Annotated in this window: 21 protein-coding genes; 10 read left to right on the top strand and 11 right to left on the bottom strand. The window is 68.5% G+C overall.

Annotation, left to right across the window (positions count from 1 at the left end; translation table 11 throughout):
• The first annotated feature begins 41 nt into the window (after positions 1–41).
• The gene (locus GOARA_RS05960; RefSeq protein ID WP_007321428.1) at positions 42–1,115 is read left to right on the top strand and encodes a YihY/virulence factor BrkB family protein; all 1,074 of its coding nucleotides are present in this window, start codon (positions 42–44) and stop codon (positions 1,113–1,115) included.
• A gap of 11 nt (positions 1,116–1,126) precedes the next feature.
• Here GOARA_RS05960 and GOARA_RS05955 read toward each other — a convergent pair whose 3' ends face one another.
• The gene (locus GOARA_RS05955) at positions 1,127–1,360 is read right to left on the bottom strand and encodes a DUF3039 domain-containing protein (RefSeq protein WP_007321427.1); all 234 of its coding nucleotides are present in this window, start codon (positions 1,358–1,360) and stop codon (positions 1,127–1,129) included.
• Between the two features lie 130 nt (positions 1,361–1,490).
• Between GOARA_RS05955 and GOARA_RS05950 the strand changes: the two genes are divergently transcribed.
• On the top strand, positions 1,491–1,889 hold the full coding sequence (locus GOARA_RS05950; protein WP_007321426.1) for a DUF3099 domain-containing protein: 399 nt from the start codon (positions 1,491–1,493) through the stop codon (positions 1,887–1,889).
• A gap of 113 nt (positions 1,890–2,002) precedes the next feature.
• Complete coding sequence (locus GOARA_RS05945; RefSeq protein WP_007321425.1) at positions 2,003–2,968, top strand: sigma-70 family RNA polymerase sigma factor; 966 nt, start codon at positions 2,003–2,005, stop codon at positions 2,966–2,968.
• A 12-nt stretch (positions 2,969–2,980) separates the two neighbouring features.
• Here the strand turns inward: GOARA_RS05945 and GOARA_RS05940 are convergent, their stop codons facing one another.
• Positions 2,981–5,725 carry a bifunctional acetate--CoA ligase family protein/GNAT family N-acetyltransferase gene (locus GOARA_RS05940; protein ID WP_007321424.1) on the bottom strand — a complete coding sequence of 915 codons (2,745 nt, stop codon included), beginning with the start codon at positions 5,723–5,725 and terminating at the stop codon, positions 2,981–2,983.
• Complete coding sequence (locus GOARA_RS05935; RefSeq protein ID WP_007321423.1) at positions 5,718–6,974, bottom strand: acetoin utilization protein AcuC; 1,257 nt, start codon at positions 6,972–6,974, stop codon at positions 5,718–5,720. The genes GOARA_RS05940 and GOARA_RS05935 overlap by 8 nt, the downstream gene beginning before the upstream one ends.
• Before the next feature lie 88 nt (positions 6,975–7,062).
• On the opposite strand from GOARA_RS05935, the gene GOARA_RS05930 reads away from it, so the two are divergent.
• The gene (locus GOARA_RS05930) at positions 7,063–7,761 is read left to right on the top strand and encodes an iron-dependent transcriptional repressor DtxR (protein ID WP_040521973.1); all 699 of its coding nucleotides are present in this window, start codon (positions 7,063–7,065) and stop codon (positions 7,759–7,761) included.
• A 10-nt stretch (positions 7,762–7,771) separates the two neighbouring features.
• On the opposite strand, the gene GOARA_RS05925 is transcribed toward GOARA_RS05930, so the two are convergent.
• A complete protein-coding gene (locus tag GOARA_RS05925; RefSeq protein ID WP_040521908.1) occupies positions 7,772–8,893 on the bottom strand; it encodes a DUF4192 domain-containing protein in 1,122 nt (373 codons plus the stop codon).
• Positions 8,894–8,947: 54 nt separating this feature from the next.
• A complete protein-coding gene (locus GOARA_RS05920; RefSeq protein WP_138947565.1) occupies positions 8,948–9,685 on the bottom strand; it encodes a hypothetical protein in 738 nt (245 codons plus the stop codon).
• A gap of 125 nt (positions 9,686–9,810) precedes the next feature.
• Between GOARA_RS05920 and GOARA_RS05915 the strand changes: the two genes are divergently transcribed.
• Together GOARA_RS05915 and GOARA_RS05910 are read left to right on the top strand one after the other, a co-directional pair.
• A complete protein-coding gene (locus GOARA_RS05915) occupies positions 9,811–10,830 on the top strand; it encodes a proteasome assembly chaperone family protein (RefSeq protein WP_007321418.1) in 1,020 nt (339 codons plus the stop codon).
• A complete protein-coding gene (locus GOARA_RS05910; RefSeq protein ID WP_007321417.1) occupies positions 10,827–12,950 on the top strand; it encodes a DEAD/DEAH box helicase in 2,124 nt (707 codons plus the stop codon). Before GOARA_RS05915 ends, GOARA_RS05910 begins: the two co-directional genes overlap by 4 nt.
• A 351-nt stretch (positions 12,951–13,301) precedes the next feature.
• Here GOARA_RS05910 and GOARA_RS05905 read toward each other — a convergent pair whose 3' ends face one another.
• Entirely contained in the window at positions 13,302–13,751 is a 450-nt protein-coding gene (locus GOARA_RS05905) for a hypothetical protein (RefSeq protein WP_007321416.1), read from the bottom strand.
• A 78-nt stretch (positions 13,752–13,829) separates the two neighbouring features.
• Positions 13,830–14,819: a hydrogen peroxide-inducible genes activator gene (locus GOARA_RS05900; RefSeq protein ID WP_007321415.1), complete on the bottom strand. Its 990-nt coding sequence runs from the start codon at positions 14,817–14,819 to the stop codon at positions 13,830–13,832.
• A gap of 131 nt (positions 14,820–14,950) precedes the next feature.
• Between GOARA_RS05900 and GOARA_RS05895 the strand changes: the two genes are divergently transcribed.
• The gene (locus GOARA_RS05895) at positions 14,951–15,538 is read left to right on the top strand and encodes a peroxiredoxin (protein ID WP_007321414.1); all 588 of its coding nucleotides are present in this window, start codon (positions 14,951–14,953) and stop codon (positions 15,536–15,538) included.
• Between the two features lie 4 nt (positions 15,539–15,542).
• Entirely contained in the window at positions 15,543–16,070 is a 528-nt protein-coding gene (gene ahpD / locus GOARA_RS05890) for an alkylhydroperoxidase, AhpD family (RefSeq protein ID WP_007321413.1), read from the top strand.
• A gap of 143 nt (positions 16,071–16,213) precedes the next feature.
• Here the strand turns inward: ahpD and GOARA_RS05885 are convergent, their stop codons facing one another.
• Positions 16,214–17,449, bottom strand: coding sequence for an aminotransferase family protein (locus tag GOARA_RS05885; RefSeq protein ID WP_007321412.1), 1,236 nt, complete (start codon positions 17,447–17,449; stop codon positions 16,214–16,216).
• A gap of 71 nt (positions 17,450–17,520) precedes the next feature.
• Here GOARA_RS05885 and hrpA point away from each other — a divergent pair, with 71 nt between their 5' ends.
• Entirely contained in the window at positions 17,521–21,261 is a 3,741-nt protein-coding gene (gene hrpA, locus GOARA_RS05880; RefSeq protein WP_007321411.1) for an ATP-dependent RNA helicase HrpA, read from the top strand.
• A 5-nt stretch (positions 21,262–21,266) separates the two neighbouring features.
• Here hrpA and nrdR read toward each other — a convergent pair whose 3' ends face one another.
• Entirely contained in the window at positions 21,267–21,716 is a 450-nt protein-coding gene (nrdR, locus tag GOARA_RS05875) for a transcriptional regulator NrdR (RefSeq protein WP_007321410.1), read from the bottom strand.
• 42 nt (positions 21,717–21,758) lie between these two features.
• Positions 21,759–22,217: a LysM peptidoglycan-binding domain-containing protein gene (locus tag GOARA_RS19765; RefSeq protein WP_138947564.1), complete on the bottom strand. Its 459-nt coding sequence runs from the start codon at positions 22,215–22,217 to the stop codon at positions 21,759–21,761.
• A gap of 148 nt (positions 22,218–22,365) precedes the next feature.
• Between GOARA_RS19765 and lexA the strand changes: the two genes are divergently transcribed.
• Entirely contained in the window at positions 22,366–23,058 is a 693-nt protein-coding gene (gene lexA, locus GOARA_RS05865) for a transcriptional repressor LexA (protein ID WP_007321408.1), read from the top strand.
• A gap of 413 nt (positions 23,059–23,471) precedes the next feature.
• On the opposite strand, the gene hflX is transcribed toward lexA, so the two are convergent.
• Entirely contained in the window at positions 23,472–24,941 is a 1,470-nt protein-coding gene (hflX, locus tag GOARA_RS05860; RefSeq protein ID WP_007321407.1) for a GTPase HflX, read from the bottom strand.
• Positions 24,942–24,972 lie beyond the last annotated feature (31 nt).

The following is a 24,972-nucleotide window of genomic DNA, read 5'->3' as shown; positions in this document are numbered from 1 at the left end:
CCCACGACGTGTAGCCCCTATCGGGAAAGGTGGAACTCGCCATGACCGATGACGCCGCAGCTCACGCCACCGACGACGACGCCCCCGAGAAGAAACCGCATCCCGGTGGAATCCGCAGCGTCCCGACGCTGATCTGGCGCACGATCGTCGCGTCGTGGGATCACGGCATCATCGGCTGGTCGGCGCAGGCCGCCTTCTGGCAGGCGCTCTCGTTCGCGCCGCTGCTGCTGGGGGTGCTGGGCAGCATCGGCTACTTCCTCGGATGGGTCAGCCCCGACATCACCACGATCATCCACGACCGCATCCTCGGCCTGGCCGAACGAACCTTCACCCCCGACGTCGTCAACGATCTCGTCGCCCCGACGCTCGACGGCATGCTGAGTCAGGGGCGCGCCGGGGTGACCTCGGTGAGCTTTGTCATCTCCCTGTGGGCGGGCTCGTCGGCCATGTCATGCTACGTCGCCGCGATCACCACCGCGCATCACCAGCAAGATGTCCGGAATCCGGTGTGGCAGCGCATCTTCGCCCTCGTCATCTACATCGTGTTCCTCGCCGCCTCCGTCGTCGTGCTGCCGCTCGTCGCGATCGGACCGAACTACCTGCGACAGCTCGTGCCCTCGTCGTGGAGCCCGGCGGTGACGACCCTGATCAACCTCGGCTACTTCCCGTTCGTCGGGCTGGTCCTCGTGATGATGCTGACGACGCTGTACCACCTGGCGCTGCGCCATCCGGTGCCGTGGCACCGATTGCTGCCGGGGGCCGTCGTGGCCGCGACGGTGTTCTGGATCGCGACCTTCGGCCTACGCCTCTATCTGGCCTCGATCACGCGCAGCGGCTACACCTACGGCGCGCTGGCAACGCCGATCGCCTTCCTGCTCTTCGCGTTCTTCCTCGGATTCGCGATCATGGTGGGCGCCGAACTCAACGCGACCATCGAATCGATGTGGCCGTCGTCGCCGACGCGCAGCGTCCGCGTCCGCTACTGGCTCGATGAGCAGCGCGCCGAGCTCGCCGAGGGGATCACCGACGGCATCAAGGGGCTGCCGGCCAAACTCGGCAGCGGCCCGCTCTCCCGCCGAGCACGCGGAGACTCCGGCGACTCCGACACGGGATGACGCCGGGCGAATCAGCCCTTACGGAGCTTGTTGTAGATCTTCTTGCACTTCTCGCACACCGGCGAGCCCGGCTTGGGCGCCGCAGTCACCGGAAAGACTTCGCCGCACAGCGCCACGACGTGGCTGCCCATGACCGCGCTTTCGGCGATCTTGTCCTTCTTCACGTAGTGGAAGACCTTCGGGATGTCGGTGTCGTCGTCGGTCCGCTCGTCGACGTCGGGCCGTTCAATCGTCTCGGTAGCCATGGGGTCCATTGTGACGCTTCGGACCGTCAACGCCAACCGCTCGGGCGAGCGGCGCGGGAATCCGGCCCGATTGCCGGATAGGACGCCCCCGGGGGATGCATCGCACGCCCAGGAGTGCCAGAGTGGAACTATGCGCGCGCACACCGCCGACGAGGCGTTTCTGATCACCCGGGCCCAGAACAGCCCGGAGGAACAGCATCGCGCACGCGTACGCCGGTACCTGGTTCTGATGGCCTTCCGCGTCCCCGCGCTGATCCTCGCGTGCATCGTGTACGGAGCGACGCAGAACGGGCTGCTGGCCCTCGCCGTCGTTGCCCTGTCGATCCCGCTGCCGTGGGTGGCCGTGCTCGTCGCCAACGATCGCCCCGCCCGCAAACGCGGCGAGGTCGCCGAGTACCACTACGGGCATCGCGAGGCCGAGCCGGCGTCGTTGGCCGCCCCGGGTGTCGTCATCGACTCCGAGGTCGCCGACCCACCGCCGCCTGCGCCCCAGCGCGGGTTGCCCGACCAGCGCCCCACCGACGGTTGACCCGGCGCCGGTCCGCCTCAGCGACTTCTCAGACATCAAAGTGTGAGGGCGGGAACTAATCGGACGGTCGGTGGCGTTGAACCGGGTGAACGCACTCGACCTCAGGAGGCCATATGTCGACCACGTCCGTCCGCCCGGCTCCCACCGAATCCGACCTCGATGCCCAATCCCCGTCGGCCGACTTGGTCCGCGTGTATCTGAACGGCATCGGTCGCACGGCTCTGCTGAATGCCGAGCAGGAGGTCGAACTGGCCAAGCAGATCGAGGCGGGCTTGTACGCCAAACACGTGCTGGCCACCCGCAAACGGATCGGGCCGGTGCGCAAGCGCGACCTCAATCAGATCGTCCGCGAGGGCGAGCAGGCGCGCGCACACCTGCTGGAGGCGAACCTTCGCCTGGTGGTCTCGCTGGCCAAGCGCTACACCGGTCGCGGTATGCCGTTGCTCGACCTCATCCAGGAAGGCAACCTCGGACTCATCCGCGCCATGGAGAAGTTCGACTACGCCAAGGGATTCAAGTTCTCGACCTACGCGACCTGGTGGATTCGCCAGGCGATCACCCGCGGCATGGCCGACCAGAGCCGCACGATCCGCCTGCCCGTCCATCTCGTCGAGCAGGTCAACAAGCTGGCCCGCATCAAGCGCGAGCTGCACCAGCAGCTGGGCCGCGAGGCCACCGACGACGAACTGGCCGCGGAATCGGGAATCCCCGCGGAAAAGATCGCGGATCTTCTCGACCACAGCCGGGACCCGGTCAGCCTCGACATGCCCGTCGGCTCCGACGAGGAGGCGCCGCTCGGCGACTTCATCGAGGACACCGAGGCCACCTCCGCCGAGAACGTCGTCATCGCCGGCCTGCTGCACTCCGATATCCGTAGCGTGCTGGCCACCCTCGACGACCGCGAGCAGCAGGTGATCCGCATGCGGTACGGGCTCGACGACGGTCAGCCGCGCACGCTCGACCAGATCGGTCGCGCGTTCGGGCTCTCCCGTGAGCGCGTACGGCAGATCGAACGCGAGGTGATGGTCAAGCTGCGCGTCGGCGACCGCGCCGAGCGGCTGCGCGCCTACGCGGGCTGACCGGCAACGGCTCTAATCCCCCAGGCGTCTCGGTCCGGTGTCCATCCCCTTCGACACCGGGCCGATCGTTATCTGCGCGTTGAGAACCGACGCCCGGTCGGTGGAGGCGAGAATCTGGTCGCACAGCACCTCGCGCACCTCGGGGATGTCTTCGACGAGGAATGACACGCGCATCAGCAAGTCGGCCAGCGCGTCCGTGTCGGCGGGTTGCTGCCCCTGGTAGCCGGTCAGCAGTGCGGCCGAGCGCGGTGCGGCGACCAGGTCCCGGGCGTCGAGATCGGTGAGCGGCAAGGCCCGGTAGGCGGCATCCTCCAGCAGTTCGAAGGTGTGACCGGCCATCCCGAAGGAGATGACGGCTCCGAATCGCGGGTGGGTGAACGCGCGGAGCATCGTCGCGACGCCCTTGGGCGCCATCCGCTGGACGTGCAGGACGTCGTCGCCGGTCAATTCAGAGAGTTCGCCGAAGGCGGTGATCACCGAGGTCGCGTCGGGCAGGTCCAACCGGGCGCCCTCGCGATCGGCGCGGCCGCGCCACCGCGGCGAGATGGCTTTCACCGCCACCGGGAAGCCGAGATGCCTGGCCGCCGCCGACGCCTCGTGGATCGAGCGGACTTCGGCGAACGGAACGACGTCGATGCCGTAGTGCTTCAACAGGCCGGCCGATACCGACGGGCTCAACGTGACGACCTCGTCGTCGTTCTCGGCGAGCAGCTCGCGAATTTGAGGGCGCACGGTCTCCGGGTCGGTGCCGTGGGGCCGGGTGGTCGCCGAATCGGGGCGCTCCCGCCAGGCCCGATAGCGCCACGCGTGCGCCAGCGCGGTCGCGGCACGTTCGGGGCTGCGATAGCTCGGGATCGAACCGCGGACCGGCGCGCCGTCCTCGCCGTGGACCGACAGCCCGGGCAGGAGCCCTTCGTCACCGAGGAAGGTCGACACCACCGGTTTCGCCGATCCGATGGTCGCGGCGAGCAAAGCGGCGGCGTATTCATCCGCCTTGACGGCGACCGGAGGAACGAAGACGGCGATGATCGCATCGCAGTCGTCGTTGTCGGCCGCGGCGGCGACGGCCGCACCGAACTCCGATGCCGAAGCCGCCGGACCGACGTCGACACTGTCGACGACGTCGAGGCCGAGCCCCGCTCCAACGGTGGCGGCGAGTGCTCCGAGTGCCGAGGAGTTCCCGACGACCGCGGTCCGCGGGCCCGCGGGCAATGGTTGATACGCCAGGAGTGCGGCGGCGTCGAAGAGCTCGGAGATCGTCTCCACCTGGATGACGCCGGCTTGCTCGAGCACCATGCGCGCGACCCGGTCGTCATCGGGACCCACCGGGGTTTTGACCGCGATGATCGGCTTCTCGCGCGATACCCGTCGGGCGATCCGGGAGAACTTGCGAGGGTTGCCGAAACTCTCCAGGTACAGCAGCACGACGTCGGTGGCGTCGTCGGTGTCCCAGTACTGCAGCACGTCGTTGCCGGAGACGTCGGCACGGTTGCCCGCCGAGACGAAGGTGGACAAGCCCAGCTGCCGGCGCGCGGCGGTGTCGAGAATCGCGATTCCGAGGGTGCCCGACTGGCAGAAGAACCCCACCCGGCCCGGTTCGGGGATCCGCGGCGCCAGCGTCGCGTTGAGCGAGACGCTCGGGTCGTTGTTGGCAACGCCGAGGGCGTTCGGCCCGACCAGACGCATTCCGTGCTCACGGACGGCGGCGACCAGGCGGCGTTGGCTCTCCTTGCCCGCCTCGCCGGACTCGGCGAAACCGGCCGACACGACCACCAGCGTCTTGACGCCTTTGGCGAGGCAGTCGTCGAGAACCTCGTCGACCACCGCAGCCGGAACGGCCACCACCGCGAGGTCGACCGGGTCGGGGATGTCCCGCACGGTCGGGTAGGCGCGGATCCCCAGGACCGACGAGGGGCGCCGTACGCCGTCCTCGGTGTCGGCCGACGACGCCGGCGCCCGCTCTCCCCCGGCTCCCGGGCCGTTGACCGGGTAGACCGGCCCGGTGAACCCGGCCGAAATGATGTTGGCGAGTAGGACGTTGCCGACTTTGCGGCGGTCCGACGATGCCCCGATGACGGCCACCGACTCCGGCCGCAGCAGGTTGGCGACGCTGCGCGCCTCCGAGGCCCGTTCCCGGGCGTTGCGCACCGACAGCAGCGCCTCGGTCGGATCGATGAGGAACTCGACGTGGACGTTGGACCCGTCGAAACTGCGGCTCAGCTGATATCCCGCGTCGCGGAACACGGTGACCATGTTGGTGTTCTCGGCCAGCACCTCGGCCTCGAACCTCGTGAACCCGTTCTCGGCGGCGGCGCCCGCGAGGTGTTCGAGCAGGATCGGCCCGAGTCCGCGGCCCTGATGCGCGTCGTCGACGACGAAGGCGACCTCGGCGGACTCGGGCCGCCCAGCGGCAGCGAGGCCCTCGTAGACGCCGATGGCGATGATCTTTCCGCCGAGCAAGGCCACCAGCGCGACTCGGTCGCGATAGTCGACGGTGGTCACCCGTGCCACCTCGCGCGGCGGCAGCACCGGTGTGGGACCGAAATAGCGCATATAGCGAGTGCGCTCGGAAAGCCGCGAATGGAAGGCGACGACGTCGTCGGCGTCGTCTGGCACGATCGGCCGCAGGTGCACGACACCGCCGTCGGAAGCCAGAACATCGGCGGCCCACTCGCGCGGGTACTCCCAACGGGCGCGACCCTCCGTCGTGCCCGCCGAGTTAGTTCCCTCGGTCGACGGCTCGGTCGCTTCAGTCACGCGGGTCCTCCGGGTCGAGGCCGTGCAGCGGGAACACCGCGCGGCGGGTGGCCAGAATAGTCCGGTCGGTCTGCCGGAAGGTTCGCTCGTCGATGCCCGGCGGTGGGTCGGACCCGGCGTCTCCGTCCCACGGGTCGAAGGCGACGCTGCCGCCGTCGCCCATCGTCCCGATCGGTTCGGCCGTGTACGCCGGATCGACGGTCGACGCCAGATCGTGTGCGCTGCGCATCCACTCGTCGCCGATGCGCGTGGCCGGGTCGACCTCGCGTCCGAGTGCCGCCGCGATGAGATGCGTCCAGATCCGTGGTACCACGTTGATGACTCCGTAGCCGCCGCCGCCGACCGCGAGCCAGCGTCCGTCGCAATAGCGGTCGGCGAGGTCGCGCATGGCCAGTATCGCCGCGCGCTGACCGTCGACGGTCAGCGACAGATCGGTCAGCGGATCGGCCCGATGACTGTCCGCTCCGCACTGGCTGACGATGATCTGCGGGGCGAACTCGCCGATCAGCGACGGGACGATCGCGTGGAAGGCCCGCAGCCACAGCGAGTCGACGATGCCGGGCATCAGCGCGACGTTGGCGGCCGAGCCCGTGGCCGCCTCGCCGCCGATCTCGGTGGGCCAGCCGGTGCCCGGCCACAGCGTCGCCGGGTGCTGGTGCAGCGAGACGGTGAGCACGCGCGGATCGTCGGCGAAGACCCGCTCGACCCCGTCGCCGTGGTGGGCGTCGACGTCGATGTAGGCGATGCGGTCGAAGCCATGCCCGAGGAGCCAGTCGATCGCGACGGCGCAATCGTTGTAGACGCAGAAACCGGCGGCGCGCGACGGCATCGCGTGGTGCATGCCGCCGCCGATGTTGACCGCTCGCCGCACCTTTCCGTCGGCGATCGCCTTCGCGGCGGCGACCGATCCGCCGACCAGCATCCGGGCCGCCTCGTGCATCCCGGGAAACACCGGGTTGTCCATGTCGCCGAGGCCGTACAGCTGTTCGTACAGCGCCTTGTTCGGGCCGCCGTCCGGGCCGCCCACTTCACGGACCGCGTCGATGTAGTTGCGGGTGTGCACGACGCGGAGCAGGTCGTCGTCGATGTCGAGGGGCGGAATCGGGTCGACGCCGTCGAGGACGCCGAGCGAACCGGCCAGGCTCATCGTCAGCGCAAGCCGTACCGGATTCATCGGGTGCTCGCGCGCCCACCGATACGCCTGGAAGCCCTCACTCCAGATCACCGCACCCGCTGTCGTCTCCGGCACATCGACCAGGCTAGCCCGTGCGCGTCACATGCCGGACAGGATGTCGTTTCGGGGTAATGTGGCGGTGACGAAAGGCGCAGGGATTCACGTGAACGATCTTGTTGACACGACCGAGATGTATCTGCGCACGATCTACGACCTCGAAGAAGAGGGGATCGTGCCGTTGCGGGCTCGGATCGCGGAGCGGCTGGAGCAAAGTGGCCCAACGGTGTCCCAGACCGTGGCGCGCATGGAGCGCGACGGTCTGGTCCGGGTGGCGGGCGACCGCCACTTGGAACTCACCGGCAAGGGCCGTGATCTGGCGATCGCCGTGATGCGCAAGCACCGGCTCGCCGAACGGCTCCTCGTCGACGTGATCGGACTCCCGTGGGACGAGGTGCATGACGAGGCGTGCCGCTGGGAACACGTGATGAGCGAGAACGTCGAGCGCCGGATCCTCGAGGTCCTCGACAACCCGACGACGTCGCCCTACGGCAACCCGATCCCCGGTCTCGATCTTCTCGGGGCGGTGACCAAGCCGGTCGACGACAACGCGATCCGGATGGCGGAGCTGGCCGGCGGCGAGCCGCAGGCCGTCGTCGTGCGCCGTGTGTCCGAACACGCCCAATCCGACCAGCAGCTGATCGTCACGCTGCGCGAGGTCGGCGTCGTCCCCAACGCGCGAGTCACTGTTACCGGTCAGGACCGTCGGGGCAAAGAGCGCACCTTCGTCGTCACGACGCCCGGCCACGACGGGCTGGAACTCTCCGAGGAGATGGCGCACTCGATCTTCGTCGAGCGCGTCTGAGGGCCGGCGCTCAGCCGGGCCGGACCATGGTGGCCGGCGGCAGTACGACGCCCAATCCCTGTGCCGCCGAGTATGACTCGGTGAGGACATCCCACAGCAGTGCCGGGTGGACCCCGCCTGCCAACGCGGTGTTCAACAGCCGCGCCAGGTGCCACGTCGGGCACGCCGCAAGCGCGGTATCGATGGCGACACCCGCATAAGCCCCTTCCCCGCACAGGTAGTACAGGTGCGCGAGCATGGTCGCCGCACTGGCCCTGATCTCCCCGCGACCGCGCCGCGCCAGTTCGCGCCACGCCGATTCGGCGACGAACCGGTTCTCCCCGGCGCCGAGGGCGAGCAAGGCGTCCCGGACGCCGAGAGTGGTGACCGCACGGCTGAGCAGGCGCACATTGGCACAGGTCATCTCCGGCGGCCGAGAACCGGTCAGCAATGTCAGCGCCCCGCGCAGGAGCTTCGCTTCGCCGGCGGCCGTCGTGGTCGGCCGGGGGCGTCGGGGCTTACCCCGGCAGGCGTCGTCGGTGCAGTGCGCGGTGGGTGCGAGGGACGCCGCCAGCTCGCTTCGGCTCGCCATCACCACCCGCCCGGTGTGCAGCGACCGCTCGAGCGCGATCGGCGACGCCTGCGGATCCCCGAGTAGGCCGCAGCCGAAACCGGGGTCGTCGATTCCGAGCATCTCCGGCACGTCCGCATCGGCGCCGGACGGGCCCCGCCCCTCGAGCAACCACCAGCACGTGTACCAGGGCCGTCCGGCCGCGAACCGCTCGATCACGAAGCCCGCGCGCACCCCACCCGGGACGCCGGCCGCGACCAGTGCGTCGTCGGCGTCCGCGCACAGCCGCCGGTAGACGGGCGACGACAAGGCGAATCGGTCGTCGACCACGGCCACCGCCGCGACCACCGCGTCCCCACGCGCGCAGACATCGGCGATGTCGGCGACTGTCTCGCGCATCGGCGTCGTCGGCTCGCCGTCATCGCCGATCAGAAGGTCGTGACGTGCGGTGACGACGATGGACGCGTCGGCGTCGAAGGCGATCACCACCAAGGAGCGCTCCGGAAGGAATCCCAGCAGTCCCGGGATCGCGGTCAGCAGTGTGGAGGTGTCGAGGGAAAAGGTCGGCAAGCTGTTCGTCATGCCTACTGAGACGCAGCGAAGGCCCAGCCGGTTCCGCCCGCCGCCGCGATGAGCTCAGCGCAAGCCGGCCGCCGTGGCGGCCTCGAACAGTCTGATCAGCGCGGAGTCGGCTTCCCGGCCGACCTGGTCGGCACCGACGGCGCGTCGCGTCGCGTACACGCGAACGTTCCCGCGCTGGGCCACCAGCAGGGTCGTCGTCACCGGCTGCCCGGCGCCCGGCGTGGCTTCGGTTCGGCTGTAGCCGACGGTGGTGGCGCGCCGGACCGACGGCACCTGCGCCAGGACGCGCTGGGTGACGAGCACCTCGACCCCGGCCGAACGCCGGTACTCGGCGCATCTCCCGACGGTCGCCGCGACGTCGTCGAGCGAGTCGCCCGTGCGGGTGATCACCGTCGTGTAGGCGGGTGGCGGCGCCCCCGGCGCCGGTGGCCGCCCGAACCCGGTCTGCACCACGGTCGACGTCGGTGCCGGGGAGATCTGTTGGGGCGCGCAGTCCGGCGGAACGATCTGCGCGCCCACCGGGTGTCCCGTGATGTCCCCGACGATGGCGGTTAGCTGCCCGGGCGGAACCGGTGTCACATCGGTGCCCTGTTCGACGGGGAAGGCCGCCGGATCGACGCTGCGGTGAACGAGCGAATCATGCGGATCACCGTCGATGGCGCACGCGCTCATGGTGATCGCCGCCAGCGCCATGACCGCGAGCGACGACATCCATTTCCCGGTTCGGGAGACGGATGTCGCCGCGGTGACGCCCGACGGCCCACGGAACCGCCGTCGAGTCACTGCAGTCACACCAATCACACCCTTCACTGTGCCAGGTGACCGGTGGGAATGCCAGCTTGCCGCCCGGGGTTATATCCGATAGCGATCCGAGTCCCGCGTCTGGGACAATTGACTTACCCCTTGAAGGAGGATCAATGGCCTTCCAGCCCGACGAGCACGGCCAGCCCGCCGAGCACAGCTCGCTGTACGAGCTGGAGTTCCCGGCGCCCCAGGTGTCCAAGAGCACCGGCGCTGGTCCTGTACTCGTCCACGCCCTCGACGGCTTCGCCGACGCCGGCCACGCCGTCGCACTCGCCGCGCGTCACCTGCGCGACAGCCTCGACTCCGAGTTGGTGGCGACCTTCCACACCGACGAACTCATCGACTACCGCTCGCGCCGGCCGGTCATGGATTTCTCCGGCCAGGCGTTCACCGGCGTCGAGATGCCCGCGCTGACCGTCCACGCGATCCGCGACAATGCCGGCGAGCCGTTCCTGCTGCTGTCGGGCTCCGAGCCCGATCTTCGCTGGGAACAGTTCACCGCCGCGGTCCGTGGGCTGTCCGATCGGTTCGGCGTCAGCGACGTCGTCGGTCTCAACGCCATCCCGATGGCGGTGCCCCACACCCGGCCGTCGACGATCACCGCGCACGGAAGCGACGTCGAATTCCTCGGCGACATGCCGCGCTGGGGCTCGCCGATGAAGCTGCCGGGCAGCGCGTCGATGATGCTAGAGCTCCGCATGTCCGAGCACGGCTACCGCACCTCGGGAATCTCGGTGCACGTTCCCCACTACCTGTCGCAGTCGGCCTACCCGGCCGCGTCGGCACGGCTGCTGACCAGCCTGGGAACACTCACCGGACTCGACCTGCCCACCAAGGCGCTGGAGAGCGCCGCGGACGCGCTGCGCGTCCAGATCGACAACGAACTCGCCAACAACGGCGAGGTCGCCTCGGTGGTCGCGGCCCTGGAATCGCAGTACGACTCCTACACCGAAGCCGCCGAACAGCAGGCTTCGCTGCTGGCCGCCGACGAGCCGCTGCCCAGCGCTGACGAACTCGGCGACGAGTTCCAGCGCTACCTCGCCGAGCAGGCACTCGCGACCGAGGACGAGGTCGGCGACGACGGGGCTCCCGACGCGGACGAGACGGGTCCCGACGGACCGTCTCCCGCGTGAGCGATCCGCTCGGCACCGAATCCACCGACACCAGCGTCCTGCGGGTCAGCGCGGATGAAGCACTCGCCTACGACGAGTTCGAGGAGTGGGCGCGCAGTAGCGGGCTGGACCTTTATTCGCACCAGGCCGAGGCTTTGCTGGAGCTGACCTCGGGGAGCCACGTCATCCTGGCGACCCCGACCGGCTCCGGCAAATCCCTCGTCGCGACCGGCGCGATCGCCTTCGCCCGGGCGCGTGGCCAGCGCGCCTACTACACGGCACCGATCAAAGCGCTGGTCAGTGAGAAGTTCTTCGCCCTCTGCGAGGCTTTCGGCGCCGACGAGGTCGGCCTCGCGACCGGCGATGCGACGGTCAACCCGGAAGCGCCGATCATCTGCGCGACCGCCGAGGTCGTCGCCAACGTCGCCCTCCGCGACGGGCCGGGGGCCGACATCGGCCTCCTCGTCGCCGACGAATTCCACTACTACGGCGACCCCGACCGGGGATGGGCGTGGCAGGTGCCGCTCGTCGAACTGCCCGACACGCAGTTCCTGCTCATGTCGGCGACGCTGGGCGACGTCGGCTTCTTCGTCGACGACCTGCGCGCCCGGACGGGCCGCGACGTCGCCGCCGTGACCGACGCGGTCCGGCCGGTCCCGTTGGAGTTCGAGTACACGCTCACCCCGATTCACGAGACGATCGAGAACCTGGTCGACGCCGGGCGGGCACCGGTCTACGTCGTCCACTTCACCCAGGCCGCGGCGGTCGAGCGAGCACAGGCGTTGTTGAGCGCGAAGGTCGCGGACAAGGCGACGAAAGCCGCGATCGCCGACGCCATCGGCGACTTCCGCTTCGGCACCGGTTTCGGCAAGACGCTCTCCAAACTTCTGCGCGCCGGCATCGGTGTGCACCATGCCGGAATGCTGCCGCGCTACCGACGCCTCGTCGAACGCCTGGCCCAGCAGCGGCTGTTGCAGGTGGTCGCGGGCACCGACACGCTCGGCGTGGGGATCAACGTGCCAATTCGGACCGTGCTGTTCGCCGCGCTGAGCAAATACGACGGCCGGCGGGTCCGGCGCCTGCGGGCACGGGAGTTCCACCAGATCGCCGGCCGCGCCGGCCGCGCCGGATTCGATTCGGTCGGCTACGTCGTCGCCCAGGCGCCCGAGCACGACGTGGAGAACGCCCGGGCGTTGGCGAAAGCGGGCGACGATCCGAAGAAGCAGCGCAAAGTGGTGCGGCGCCGACCGCCCGAAGGCTTCGTGTCATGGGGCGAGAAGACCTTCGAGTCGTTGACCACCGCGGACGACGAGCCGTTGCGCTCCCACTTCCGCATGACCACCGCGATGCTGATGGAGGTGATCGCGCGTCCCGGCGACTGTTTCGCCGCGCTGCGCCACCTCCTCGAGGAGAACCACGAACCCCGTTCGCGGCAGCTCGCGCACATCCGCCACACTGTCGCGCTGTACCGGGACCTGCTCGACACCGGCATCGTGACCCGTCTGCCCGCACCCGACGCCGACGGCAAGGCGATCGCCTTGTCGGTCGACGTGCCGGCCAACTTCGCGCTCACCAACCCGCTCTCTGCCTTCGCGCTCGCCGCTTTCGACCTGCTCGACGCCGAGAGCCCCGACTTCCCGCTGGATGTCGTGTCACTCGTCGAAGCGACCGTGGAGGATCCGCGTCCGGTGCTGTTCGCCCAGCGCAAGGCGGCCCGAGACACGGCGATGGCCGAGTTCAAGGCCGACGGCGTGGAGTACGAGGAGCGCATCGCGCGGCTGGAGGAGATCAGCTGGCCGCAGCCGCTGCGGGAGCTGATCGACGAGGCGTTCTCGATCTACCGCCGCAGCCATCCGTGGGTGGGGGCCAGTCCCCCGTCGCCCAAGTCGGTGCTACGCGAGATGCTCGAAGCGGACATGACCTTCAACGAGCTGATCGCCAAGCACGGTCTGGCCCGCAGCGAAGGCGTCGTGCTGCGCTACCTCTCGGATTGCTACCGCGTGCTGCGCAGCGGACTACCGCAGTCCCTGCTGGACCACCCGGAGCTGGCCACCATCACCGAGCAACTCGGCGCGACGATCCGCGAGACGGACTCCAGCCTGCTCGACGAGTGGTCCGAGCTGGCCGGCCAACAGATCTAGATCCCGACTGGGCACCTCACCCACGCCGAGTGGGCACCTCACCCACGCCGAGTGGGCACCTCACCCACGCCGACTGGGCACCTGACTTGCGTCGAGTGGGCACCCGGCGGTGGTCTCGATACACCGACTCGCTCCGCTCCTCGGCACTCGACCACCAATTCAGAACCCCTGCCAGCAATCGCCGAGTGGGCACCCCACCCCATGCCGACTGGGCACCTGACTTGCGCCGAGTGGGCACCATGGCAGTGGGCTCGATACACCGAGTCGCTGCGCTCCTCGGCACTCGACCACCGTTCAGGACCCCACCCGTCGTCATCGACTGGGCACTGACGCCGCAATACGCAGCGATCGCTAGACGCAGCGGAAGTTCTTCGTGCTCCAGTAGAGCGCGTTCGGTGCGTCAGGGCGGCGAGTCGCGTATCCCTGTTCGCGGATGTAGTTCGGCCCGGTGGCCAGGCTGACGACGCCGGCCTTGTTGCGGACGACGGTCATCACGACGATGCACCCGGTGCCGCCGCGCTTCGGGTTGAACGCCTTGGCCATCTCGGTGTTGTACGCGGCCGGATCCCACCAGGTGAAACGGGTCCACGTGCCATCGTTGTGGAACTGACGAGTCTGGGCACGATTGAGCAGGAAGCCCTGCCACCAGGCGCCCGTCGTGCTGGTACCGCTGATGGGCGTCGGGTAGTTGGCGGTGTACCGCGGTGCCGCGGCAGTCTCCCCCGTGCCGGCGGAAACAATCGCCGCGGCCGATGCCGCCGCGGTCACAGCGGCCAGTGCTGCCTTGCCCAAGTGGTGCATTTATCGTCCTTCACAAGTCGATTGTGTCGTGCACCACTGTAAACAACCGCTGCCGGCTCCCGGCCGGTAACCCCCCGACTACCGCGCGTTCTTCTGCTTGGAGCGCGACGCCGCGCCGGTCTTGTGCTGCGCCGGCCGAATTCCGGCGCCGGGAGCGGCGGCGACGATCATCTCGGTCAGCATCTCGGCGAACGTCTCGTAGGCACTGTCCCGCCCGGCCGATTCGCGGTAGACGAGGCCGATGCGACGTCCCGGCCGCGGCGTCGCGAAAGTCGCCGTCGCGAGGCGCCCGCCGGCCGTCTCAGCATCGACGGCGGTCGCCGGGATCAAGGTGACTCCCAAGCCCCCCTCGACGCACTGCACCGCCGTCGCCAGCGACGCCGCCCTGGTCTGCCCCAGATCCGGACGGAAGCCGGCGAGCTGGCACACTTCCAGCGCTTGGTCGCGCAGACAATGTCCTTCGTCGAGCAGCAGCAGGGGCAGCTCGGCCATGTCGGCTGGATCGACCCGTTTGCGGCCGGCTAGGCGATGGCCGGCCGGCAGGGCCAGCACGAAATCCTCGTCGTACATCGGGATCTCGGCGATCCCTGGCGCATCTGCGGGCAGCGCGAGCAGGGCCAAATCGAGTGTTCCCTCGCGCAACTGGTCGAGCAATCGCGCCGTCTGATCCTCCACCACCTGCAGGGTCAACTCCGGCAGCTCCGCGGCAATGCCGGCCAGGATCGCCGGAAGGACGTACGGCGCGAGGGTGGGGATCAGCCCGAGTCGCAGACCCCCGCGCAGCGGGTCTTCGGCACCGCGCGCGGCCAGCAGCAGTTCATCGACGGTGCGCACGACGGCCACCGCCCGCGGCAGCAACTGCTCGCCTTGCGATGTCAAGAAGACACGCCGAGTAGTCCGCTCGACCAAACGCATCCCCAAACCCGCCTCGAGCGCGGCGAGCGCCTGCGACAGCGACGGCTGACTGATTCCCAATTCTGTTGCCGCACTGCCGAAATGGAGCTTTCTGGCGATGGTGACGAAGGCTCGCAGACCCGCGATCGACGGCTGATAACTTTGATCGGTCATAGCTATCAATATAGTGCTAATCATCACGTAGACCTTTTAGCCGGGCTCGGCCAGAATGGTGTCAGTCCCCTTTGAACGGCGCTCGCGAGACGCACGCGCCCACCCCACCACGACCACAGGAGGAATCCCAGATGGCTCTCTTGACGATTGGCGACCAGTTCCCCGCCTACAACCTGACCGCGGTCATCGGCGGTGACCTGTCGAAGGTCGACGCCCAGCAGCCCGACGATTACTTCACCCAGGTCTCCAGCCACGATCACCCCGGCAAGTGGCGCATCGTCTTCTTCTGGCCGAAGGACTTCACCTTCGTCTGCCCGACGGAGATCGCCGCCTTCGGCAAGCTCAACGACGAGTTCGCCGACCGCGACGCCCAGGTGCTCGGCGCCTCCGTCGACAACGAGTTCGTCCACTTCCAGTGGCGCGCCCAGCACGACGAGCTCAAGACCCTCCCGTTCCCGATGCTCTCGGACCTCAAGCGCGAACTGGCCGAGGCCACCGGCGTCCTCAACGCCGACGGTGTCGCCGACCGCGCGACCTTCATCGTCGACCCGAACAACGAGATCCAGTTCGTGTCGGTGACCGCCGGGTCGGTCGGCCGCAACGTCGACGAGGTGCTGCGCGTCCTGGACGCCTTGCAGTCCGACGAGCTGTGCGCCTGCAACTGGCGCAAGGGCGATCCCACCATCGCCGCTGGCGAGCTGATGAGCGCGAGCGTCTGATCGCATGAGCATCGACAACCTCAAGGAAGCACTGCCCGAGTACGCCAAGGACCTCAAGCTCAACTTGGGGACCATCAGCCGGACCACCGCGCTGGGCGAGCAGCAGCTGTGGGGCACGCTGTTGGCGACCGCGGCTGCCACTCGCAACACGACGGTGATCGCCGAGATCGGCGACGAGGCCGCCGACATCCTGTCGGCCGAGGCGTACAACGCCGCGCTCGGCGCGGCGTCGATCATGGGGATGAACAATGTGTTCTACCGCGGCCGCGGGTTCCTCGACGGCCGTTACGACGACCTGCGTCCCGGTCTGCGGATGAACATCATCGGCAACCCGGGCGTCGACAAGGTCGATTTCGAGCTGTGGTCGCTGGCCGTGTCGGCGATCAACGGCTGTGAGCACTGCGTGGGCGCCCACGAGGCGACCGTGCGGGAAGGCGGACTGGACCGCGAGGCGGTACTCGAGGCGCTCAAGGTCGCTTCGATCGTCGCCGGCGTCGCCCAGGCACTCACCACCAAGAGTGCGCTGAGCTAGGTTCACCACCAAACGACAGAACCCCGGGTCCGCAACCGCGGACCCGGGGTTTTGCCGACTGTGCCCAGATTTCCGTCGACCGTGCCCAGATTCTCGCCGACCGTGTCCAGATTCTCGTCGACCGTGCCCAGGGACGAGCGCGATTAAAGCTGTTCCAGTGCCCCGCCGAAACGGCGAGCCATGTCCTCGACCTGGTCTGCGGTCATGACGAACGACGGCGAGACCTGCAGCGCCCCCTGGCCGGCGGCACGCGTCACCACGCCGGCGCGACGCAATTCGGCCACCGCGGCCGGCGCCTTGGCCGGATCCTCCAGCTGGACCGCGGTCACGGCGCCGAGGCCGGTGCGCACCTCGGATACGACGTCGAGCTCGGCCAGCGGCGAGAAGGCTGCGGCGAGTTCGCCTTCCAGCGCACTCGCCCGGTCGAGCAGATTCTCCCGCTCCAGAATGTCCAGATTCGCCAACGCGGCCGCGGCGGCACCGGCGTGACCGCCGTAGGTGTACCCGTGGCGCCACCACACTCCGCCGGCGAAGAACGGCTCCGCCAGGCGCGGAGCGACGAACACCGCGCCCATGGGCAGGTATCCGGAGGTCAACCCCTTGGCGGTCGTGATCATGTCCGGCTCAAGGTCGAAGCGCGACGAGGCGAACCATGCGCCGCCGCCGATCCGGCCGAAGCCGGTCACCACCTCGTCGGCGACGAACAGGATGTCGTGGTCGCGGCAGATGCCGCGCACCTCGTCCAGGTAGCCCTCCGGCGGCAGGTAGACCCCGCCCGCCCCGATGATCGGCTCGCAGAAGAACGCGGCGATCCGCTCGGCACCGATCCGCTCGATCAACCCCAGCAGACTCTTGGCGTCGTCCCAGTTGACGGTCTCCACGTCGGCCATCAGTTCGCCGTAGCCCTCGCCGTTGGCGGGAATGCCGGCCAGCGACGTACCGGCGACGTGCATGCCGTGATACGCCTTCGACCGGCCGACCATGATCGTCTTCTCCGGCTGTCCGACCTCGTGCCAGTAGCGGCGGGCGAGCTTCGCCGCCGTCTCGACGGCGTCGCTGCCTCCGGAGGTGAAGAAGATCTTGCTGCCCGGAACCGGCGCGATCGCCGAAAGTCGCTCAGCCAACTCGATCGACACGTCGGCGGCGTGGTCGCCGAAGCCCGAGTAGTGGGCGAGCTTGCCGAGCTGGGCCGCCACGGCATCGGCGACCTCGGTGCGTCCGTGTCCGATATTGGTGAACCACAGTCCGGCCGTCGCATCGAGGTAGCGGTTGTCCTGAGCGTCGAAGACGTAGGCGCCCTCGCCGCGGGTCAGGACGAACGGGCCGGACTTGCTGACTGCGCCCATGTCGGCGAAACCGTGCCAAAGCGAATAGGTCATGTCTCCATAATGGAGGACGCTGATCAGGCGCTCGCAACCGGCCGACCTCTCGCACGTAGGCTGGACTGATCATGTCGCCGTCTCCTAAGCGCCGGTCCCGCGACGCCGACGACAAGCTGATCGCGGCGCGGCGCGCGCGTCTGCCCGAACTCACTTTTCCCGAGGAACTTCCTGTTAGCGCCTGCCGCGACGAGATCGCCGAGGCGTTGCGCGACCACCAGGTCATCGTTGTCGCGGGCGAGACCGGCTCGGGCAAGACCACTCAGCTGCCGAAGATCTGCCTGGCGGCCGGTCGCGGGATCAACGGGACGATCGGGCACACCCAACCGCGCCGCATCGCAGCCACGTCGGTCGCCGAGCGTATCGCCGCCGAAACCGGGACCGAGATTGGTGACACCGTCGGGTACTGCGTCCGATTCTCCGATCGAGTCAGCGAAACGACACTGGTCAAGGTGATGACTGACGGCATCTTGCTCCGCGAGATCGCGAGCGACCCGATGTTGCGCGCTTACGACACGCTCATCATCGACGAGGCGCATGAACGCAGTCTCAACATCGATTTCATCCTCGGATTCCTCAAACGGCTGCTGCCCCGCCGGCCCGACCTGAAGGTGATCATCACCTCCGCGACGATCGAGCCGGAGAAGTTCGCGCGGCATTTCGCCACCGCTGACGACAGCGTGCCGATCATCGAGGTCTCCGGCCGCACGTACCCGGTGGAGATCCGCTACCGGCCGCCGGAGCACGGCACCGAATCCGGTGCGCAGATCGACGCCGCCATCACCGAACTGTGGAGCGGTGCGACGGGCGACATTCTCGTCTTTCTGCCGACCGAGCGCGACATTCGCGACGCGCAGAAGACGCTCGCCCACCGGAGCAACCACGGTGCCGAGATCGTCCCTCTCTACGCGCGGTTGTCGATCGCCGAACAGCGTCGCGTCTTCACCCCGTCGAACGGGCGCCGGATCGTGCTGGCCACGAACGTCGCCGAAACCTCGCTCACGGTGCCCGGGATCCGCTACGTCATCGACACGGGCACGGCCCGCATCTCCCGATACTCGACCCGCACGAAAGTCACGCGTCTGCCGATCGAGCCGATATCGCAGGCCAGTGCGCGCCAGCGCGCCGGGCGATGCGGTCGAGTCGCCGCCGGCATCTGCATCCGCCTCTACGACGAGGACGACTTCGAGGCACGCCCGCAGTACACGGATCCGGAGATCCTGCGGGCGAACCTGGCGGGCGTGATCCTGTCCATGGTGTCGCTGCGGCTGGGCGACATCGCCGACTTCGGCTTCGTCTCCCCGCCGTCCCCGCGCGCGATCGCCGACGGCCTGGCCGAACTCGGCGAACTCGGGGCCGTCACCGTCGCGCCCGGGCGGGCGCCGAAGCTGACCGCCGTCGGCCGTGATCTGGCGCGCCTGCCGATCGACCCGCGCCCCGCCCGCATGCTCGTCGCGGCGCACGAACTCGGTTGCGTCGCCGACGTTCTCGTCGTCGCCGCGGCGCTGTCGATCCCCGACGTTCGGCTGCGCCCGGCGGAGAAGCGGGAAGCGGCCGACGAGATGCATCGCCGATTCGACGAGCCCGGCTCGGACTTCGTCGCGCTGCTCAACCTGTGGGACTACCTTGCCGAGCAACGACACGAACTGTCGGGGAACCAGTTTCGGCGCCAGTGCGAGCGCGAATTCCTGCACTGGACCCGCATTCGCGAATGGCGCGACCTGCACCGCCAACTGCAGCGCACCGTCGCCTCGCTGGGCTGGTCGACGAAGCGATCCGGCGAGCGCAATCCCGATTCCGTCCACCAGGCGATTCTGGCCGGGCTGCTGTCGAACATCGCCGCCCGCAAATCCGACTCCAAGGAGTACCAGGGCGCCCGCAACACCAGCCTGATGATCTTCCCGTCGTCGCCGCTGGCGAAGAAGCCGCCGGCCTTTCTCATGGCAGCAGAACTGATCGAGACGTCGCGCACCTTCGCGAGTACGGTCGCCCGGATCGACCCGGCGTGGGCCGAGCAGCTCGCCGGCGATCTCTGCAAGCGCAACTACAGCGAGCCGCACTGGTCGTCGCGGCGCGGATCCACCATGGCCTACGAGCGCGTCACCCTGTTCGGCGTCACCCTGGTGGCCTCACGGCGCGTGACCTATACGAAGACCGATCCGCAGCTCTGCCGCGAGATGTTCCTGCGGCACGCCTTGGTCGACGGCGACTGGCAGACCAAGCACGCCTTCTTCGCCCGCAACCGCGCCCTCCTCGACGACGCGGCCGAGGTCGAGCACCGGGCGCGGCGCCGGGATCTGGTCATCAGCGCCGATCAGCTCTACGCCTTCTACGACGCCCGCATACCGGAGACGGTCGTCTCGGCTCGCCATTTCGACTCGTGGTGGCGTACAGCGTCGAAGACCGACCCCGGCCTGCTCGATCTGCAGGCGCAGGACGTCGTCGTCTCGGCCGAGGTCTCCGACTCCGACTATCCGGGGACGTGGGCCCAGGGCGAACTGCGTCTGAACCTGCGCTACAAATTCGCCCCCGGGGATCCCGAGGACGGCGTCACCGTGGAGATACCCCGCCAGCTCCTCGACCACGTTCGGCCGGCCGGCTTCGACTGGTCGGTCCCAGGAATGCGCGAGGACCTCGCGACCGCCCTCATCAAGACTTTGCCCAAGCAGATACGCAAGCTGGCCTCCCCGTCTGCACAGTTCGCACAAGCAGCGCTCGCGAGGCTGACGCCGCGCAGCGAACCGCTCGTCAACGGGCTGGCCCGTGAACTGTCCGCGATGACCAGGGCGACGATCACCGCCGACCACTTCGACGTCGATCGCGTCGACGAGCATTTGCGGATGAACTTCGCCGTCGTCGACGATCGCGGCCGCGTCTTGGCCTCCAGCAGATCGTTGGAGCGGCTACAGCGCGACGACAAACCGGCAACACGGCCCGATGAGCCGGCGCACGTTACCGCGTCGGAGTGGACGGCGGAAACCTTCGGCGATCTCGACGATCACGTCTCCGCACAGATCGCCGGGCAACAGGTGACCCGCTATCCCGGATTGTCGACGCGCGGCGGACCGCAGGTATCCACGGCCCTGTACCCCTCGGCCGCGGCCCGCGACGATGCGCTCCACGGCGCCGTCCTCGTCCTGCTCGACGCGGCCATCCCCCCGCTGTCGCGCAAGATCACCGGCGGGTTGTCGGCAGCGCAGAAGCTGGCGCTGAGCCAGAGCCCCTATCCGTCCCTCGACGCTCTGCTCGCCGACTGCACGCGACGCGCCATCCGCGACGCCGTCGCACCCGAGCGTGCCGCGGCGCTGCGCGGCCCAAGCGACTTCGCCGCGCTGCGCGAGGAAGTCGGACCGCGTGTCGCCGAGCGGGCACCGGATATCTTCTTCGCGGCGCTCGCCGTCCTCGCGAAGCTCCCCGAAGTTCACGCGGCGATCGAGGCACGAACAGGCACCCTCGCCGCGGACGACGTCGCCGAGCAACTGACCGACCTCGTGTTCGACGGCTTCGTCGCGGCCACCCCGTCCGCTCATCTGGCACAGGTCCCGCGCTATCTGGATGCCGCCGTCGTCCGGTTGGACTCGCTCGACGCCAATACCGCCCGCGACCGGGACGCCACCGCGGCGATCGACCGCGTCGTCGAATACTGGAATCAGCGACTGGCACAGCTTCCTGAACAGCGACGGAACGCGTTCAACGAATACGCCCATTGGACGGTCGAGGAGTTGCGTGTCGGGCTCTACGCCCAGCGACTCAAGACCGCCTATCCCGTATCGGAGAAGCGGGTTCTCAAGTCTCTCGCGGCGTTCACCTGAGCCGATCAGGCCCGGTTCGCCTGCAGCTGGTCGATCTCGCGTTGAAAGTCGGCGAGCGACTCGAACGACCGGTATACCGACGCGAACCGCAGGTAGGCGACTTCGTCGAGGTCGCGCAAGGGACCGAGAATCGCCAAACCGACCTCGTTGCTGGGCACTTCGGCCGATCCCGACGAGCGGACCGCGTCCTCCACCTGCTGCGCCAGCTGTGCCAGCGCATCTTCGTCGACCTGCCGACCCTGACAGGCCCGGCGCACGCCGCGCATCACCTTCTCGCGGCTGAACGGCTCGGTCACGCCGTTGCGTTTGACCACGGCTAACACAGCATTCTCAACGGTCGTGAATCGGCGACCGCACTCCGGACATGCCCGCCGCCGGCGAATCGCCTGCCCCTCGTCGGCCACGCGCGAGTCCACGACCTTGGTGTCCTCATGCTTGCAGAAGGGACAGTGCATGCCCCCAACAATACCGGTGACACCGCTGACCGCAGACCATGCTCATCGGTAGACCGGCGCGACGAGTGCCTGGCCGACGGTCAAGTTGGCCGACGACAGGTTGTTGAGGGCCCGGAGCTGGTTGATCACGGCCTGTCGCGGCATCTCCGGGGCGACACGGGCGGCAATCGCGTTGAGCGACTCGCCGCCACGGACGTGCACGACCGAGGTGGCGACCGGATCCGGCGCCGACGCTGCTTCATAGTTGCCGCCGATCACGGCGAAGAACCACACCAGGCCGGCCAGCGCGGCGCCGACGAGAATCCCCGCGGTCGCGCGGCGACGGGCGAACACCCGCTCGTCAGGCCTCGCGGCGGGGCCGGTCGGCCCACCCGCGCACACGCTGCCGCCCGCCGGACGCGGAGCTGGCAACCGGGAATCAACAGGACGCCGAAGGACCTCTGGCGACCGGCGCGGGCGCGGCGACACCGGGGCCGGACGGTGCATCACTGGTGCGCTCATCTTCCATCTCCTCGTTCGTGTGTTCGATGAACTCTTGTTCGAAAGTTCTACCACGCCGGTCCGACAAAGTCCCGCGACACGTCGAACAAATGTTTGAGTGTGCCGCCGATCTTCGCTACCGTGGCCACATCGAGCAGAGGAGAAAACGATGGCCACCAAGAAGACTCCGCCCTCCGGCCTCACTGATTCACCGGCCGCCGTCGAGGCGACGTTGACGCAACGACAGCGAGACGTGCTGGAGGTGATCCGCAAGTCGGTCCGCGAGCGCGGGTATCCCCCGAGCATCCGCGAGATCGGCGATGCCGTCGGGCTGGTTTCCACGTCGTCGGTGGCCTACCAGCTCCGCACGCTGGAGGTAAAAGGCCTGCTCAAGCGCGATCCGCACCGGCCGCGCGCGGTGAACGTCGCCGCCGACCGCAAGGATCCGCCCCCCGGTGGTTCTGCGGCAGGTTCCGACGACATGCCGACCCCGACCTACGTTCCAGTCCTCGGCCAGATCGCCGCCGGCGGTCCGATACTCGCCGAGGAAGCGATCGAAGACGTGTTCCCGCTGCCGCGCGAACTGGTCGGCGACGGCTCGCACTTCCTGCTCCGCGTCGTCGGCGAATCCATGATCGACGCGGCCATCTGCGACGGGGACTGGGTCGTCATCCGCCAGCAGAACGTCGCCGACAACGGCGACATCGTCGCGGCCATGATCGACGGCGAGGCAACGGTGAAGACCTTCAAGCGCGACGACGGACATGTGTGGCTGATGCCGCACAACCCGCTCTTCGACCCGATTCCCGGCGACCGTGCCGTCATCCTCGGCAAGGTCGTGACGGTGATGCGCCGTATCTAAGGTCGGAACGGTTTGCCGCTGCCCGACGCGGAGGCCCCGAACGGACCCCACGGGGCCTTCGACCGTCAACGGCTCAATCACACCGAACCATCGTCGATCGCGTGTGACCGTGCGATGAGATCGGTCATCGCTGCCTGAAAGCTGTCACGTCGCTGCTGGCTCCGTCCTTCGGTCAACTCGTTGAACACCTTCTCCTGCCAGGCGTGAGCCCCGGCGAACTCATTCGGTCGCAGCTATCTCGCGACAGATGTAGCACCTCGCGTGCCACTCGGTGATCGCTTCTTCCAGTTCCGATTCCGCCATTCGCCCATCGCATGCGAATCGCATATATCTCGCGCAAGCTGAAAGCGCCGGCACCCGATGCCCTGTCAAGACACCTATCCCGGCGGCCGCGAGAGGTCGAACGTAGGCGTCTACTTAGCCGACCGGGCGAACTCCTCGAGTTCTCCGGCGAGCGCGGCCGGAACCCGCACACGCATCGACGTTCCCGACTCGTGGTGCTCGGCCGACTGAACCTCACCGTCGGCGTGGATGCGCGAGACCAGATCCCCGCGGTCGAAGGGCACGGTCACATACATCTCGACGTCGTGGCGGCCCACTTCGGAACGGATCCGCTCGAACAGTTCGTCGAGCCCTTCCCCGGTGCGAGCCGAGACGAAGACGGCGCCGGGCAGCGCGGCGGCCAGCTCCGCACGAGCCAGCTCGTCCATCGCGTCGACCTTGTTGACGACGAGCAGCTCAGGCGGCGGGGCGGCCGATGCCGCGGATTCCGTCATGACCTCGCCGAGCACCGTGCGCACCGCCGCGACCTGGTCGAGCGGGAACGTCTCGGAGCCGTCCACGACGTGAATCAGCAGATCGGCGTCGGCGACCTCTTCCAGCGTCGAACGGAACGCCTCCACGAGCTGCGTCGGCAGGTGACGGACGAATCCGACGGTGTCGGTGAACACGACCTCGCGGCCGTCGTCGAGTCGGGCCCGTCGCGTCGTCGGGTCCAGGGTCGCGAACAACGCGTTCTGCACCAGCACACCGGAGCCGGTCATGGCGTTGACCAGGCTCGATTTGCCCGCGTTGGTGTACCCGACGACGGTGATCGTCGGAACGCCGCTGCGGCGCCGATCCAGCCGTTTCACGGTGCGGGCGGTCTTCATGCCCCGAATCTCGCGCCGCAGCTTGGCCATCCGCTCGCGGATTCGCCGACGATCGGTTTCGATCTTCGTTTCACCGGGACCGCGCAGACCGACGCCGCCGTTGCTGCCCGCTCGGCCACCGGCCTGCCGTGACATCGACTCACCCCAACCGCGCAGCCGCGGCAGCATGTACTCCATCTGGGCCAGCGCTACCTGGGCTTTGCCCTCGCGGCTGGTCGCGTGCTGGGCGAAGATATCCAAGATCAGCGCGGTGCGGTCGATGACCTTCACCTTGACGACCTTCTCCAGCGCGGTCAGCTGAGCCGGCGTCAGCTCGCCGTCGGCGATCACCGTGTCCGCACCGGTGCTCACGACGATGTCGCGCAGTTCGGCCGCCTTGCCGGAACCGATGTAGGTGGCGGCATCCGGGCTGCTTCGGCGCTGGATGACCGCGTCGAGGACCTGCGAGCCCGCCGTTTCGGCCAGTGCGGCCAGCTCGGCCATGTTGGCGTGCGCCTGCGCCGCCGTGCCCGACGTCCACACCCCGACGAGAACGACCCGCTCCAAGCGCAGCTGGCGGTACTCGACCTCGGTGATGTCGGCGAGTTCGGTGGAGAGCCCGGCGACGCGCTGCAGCGAGGCGCGGTCGTCGAGTTGCAGTTCGCCGGTCGTCGGCTCAGCGGCGGGCGCCAGCGGCGCGAATCCCGGATCTTCAACGGCGTCCGGGGCGACCGTGAGTTCATGGTCAGTCATATACGTCCATGATGGCACCGCGACACCCCTC

The organism is Gordonia araii NBRC 100433 (genome assembly GCF_000241265.1).
Classification (GTDB): domain Bacteria; phylum Actinomycetota; class Actinomycetes; order Mycobacteriales; family Mycobacteriaceae; genus Gordonia; species Gordonia araii.
The sequence above is the reverse complement of the archived record's forward strand: the minus strand, read 5'-3'. Positions and strand labels throughout refer to the sequence as shown.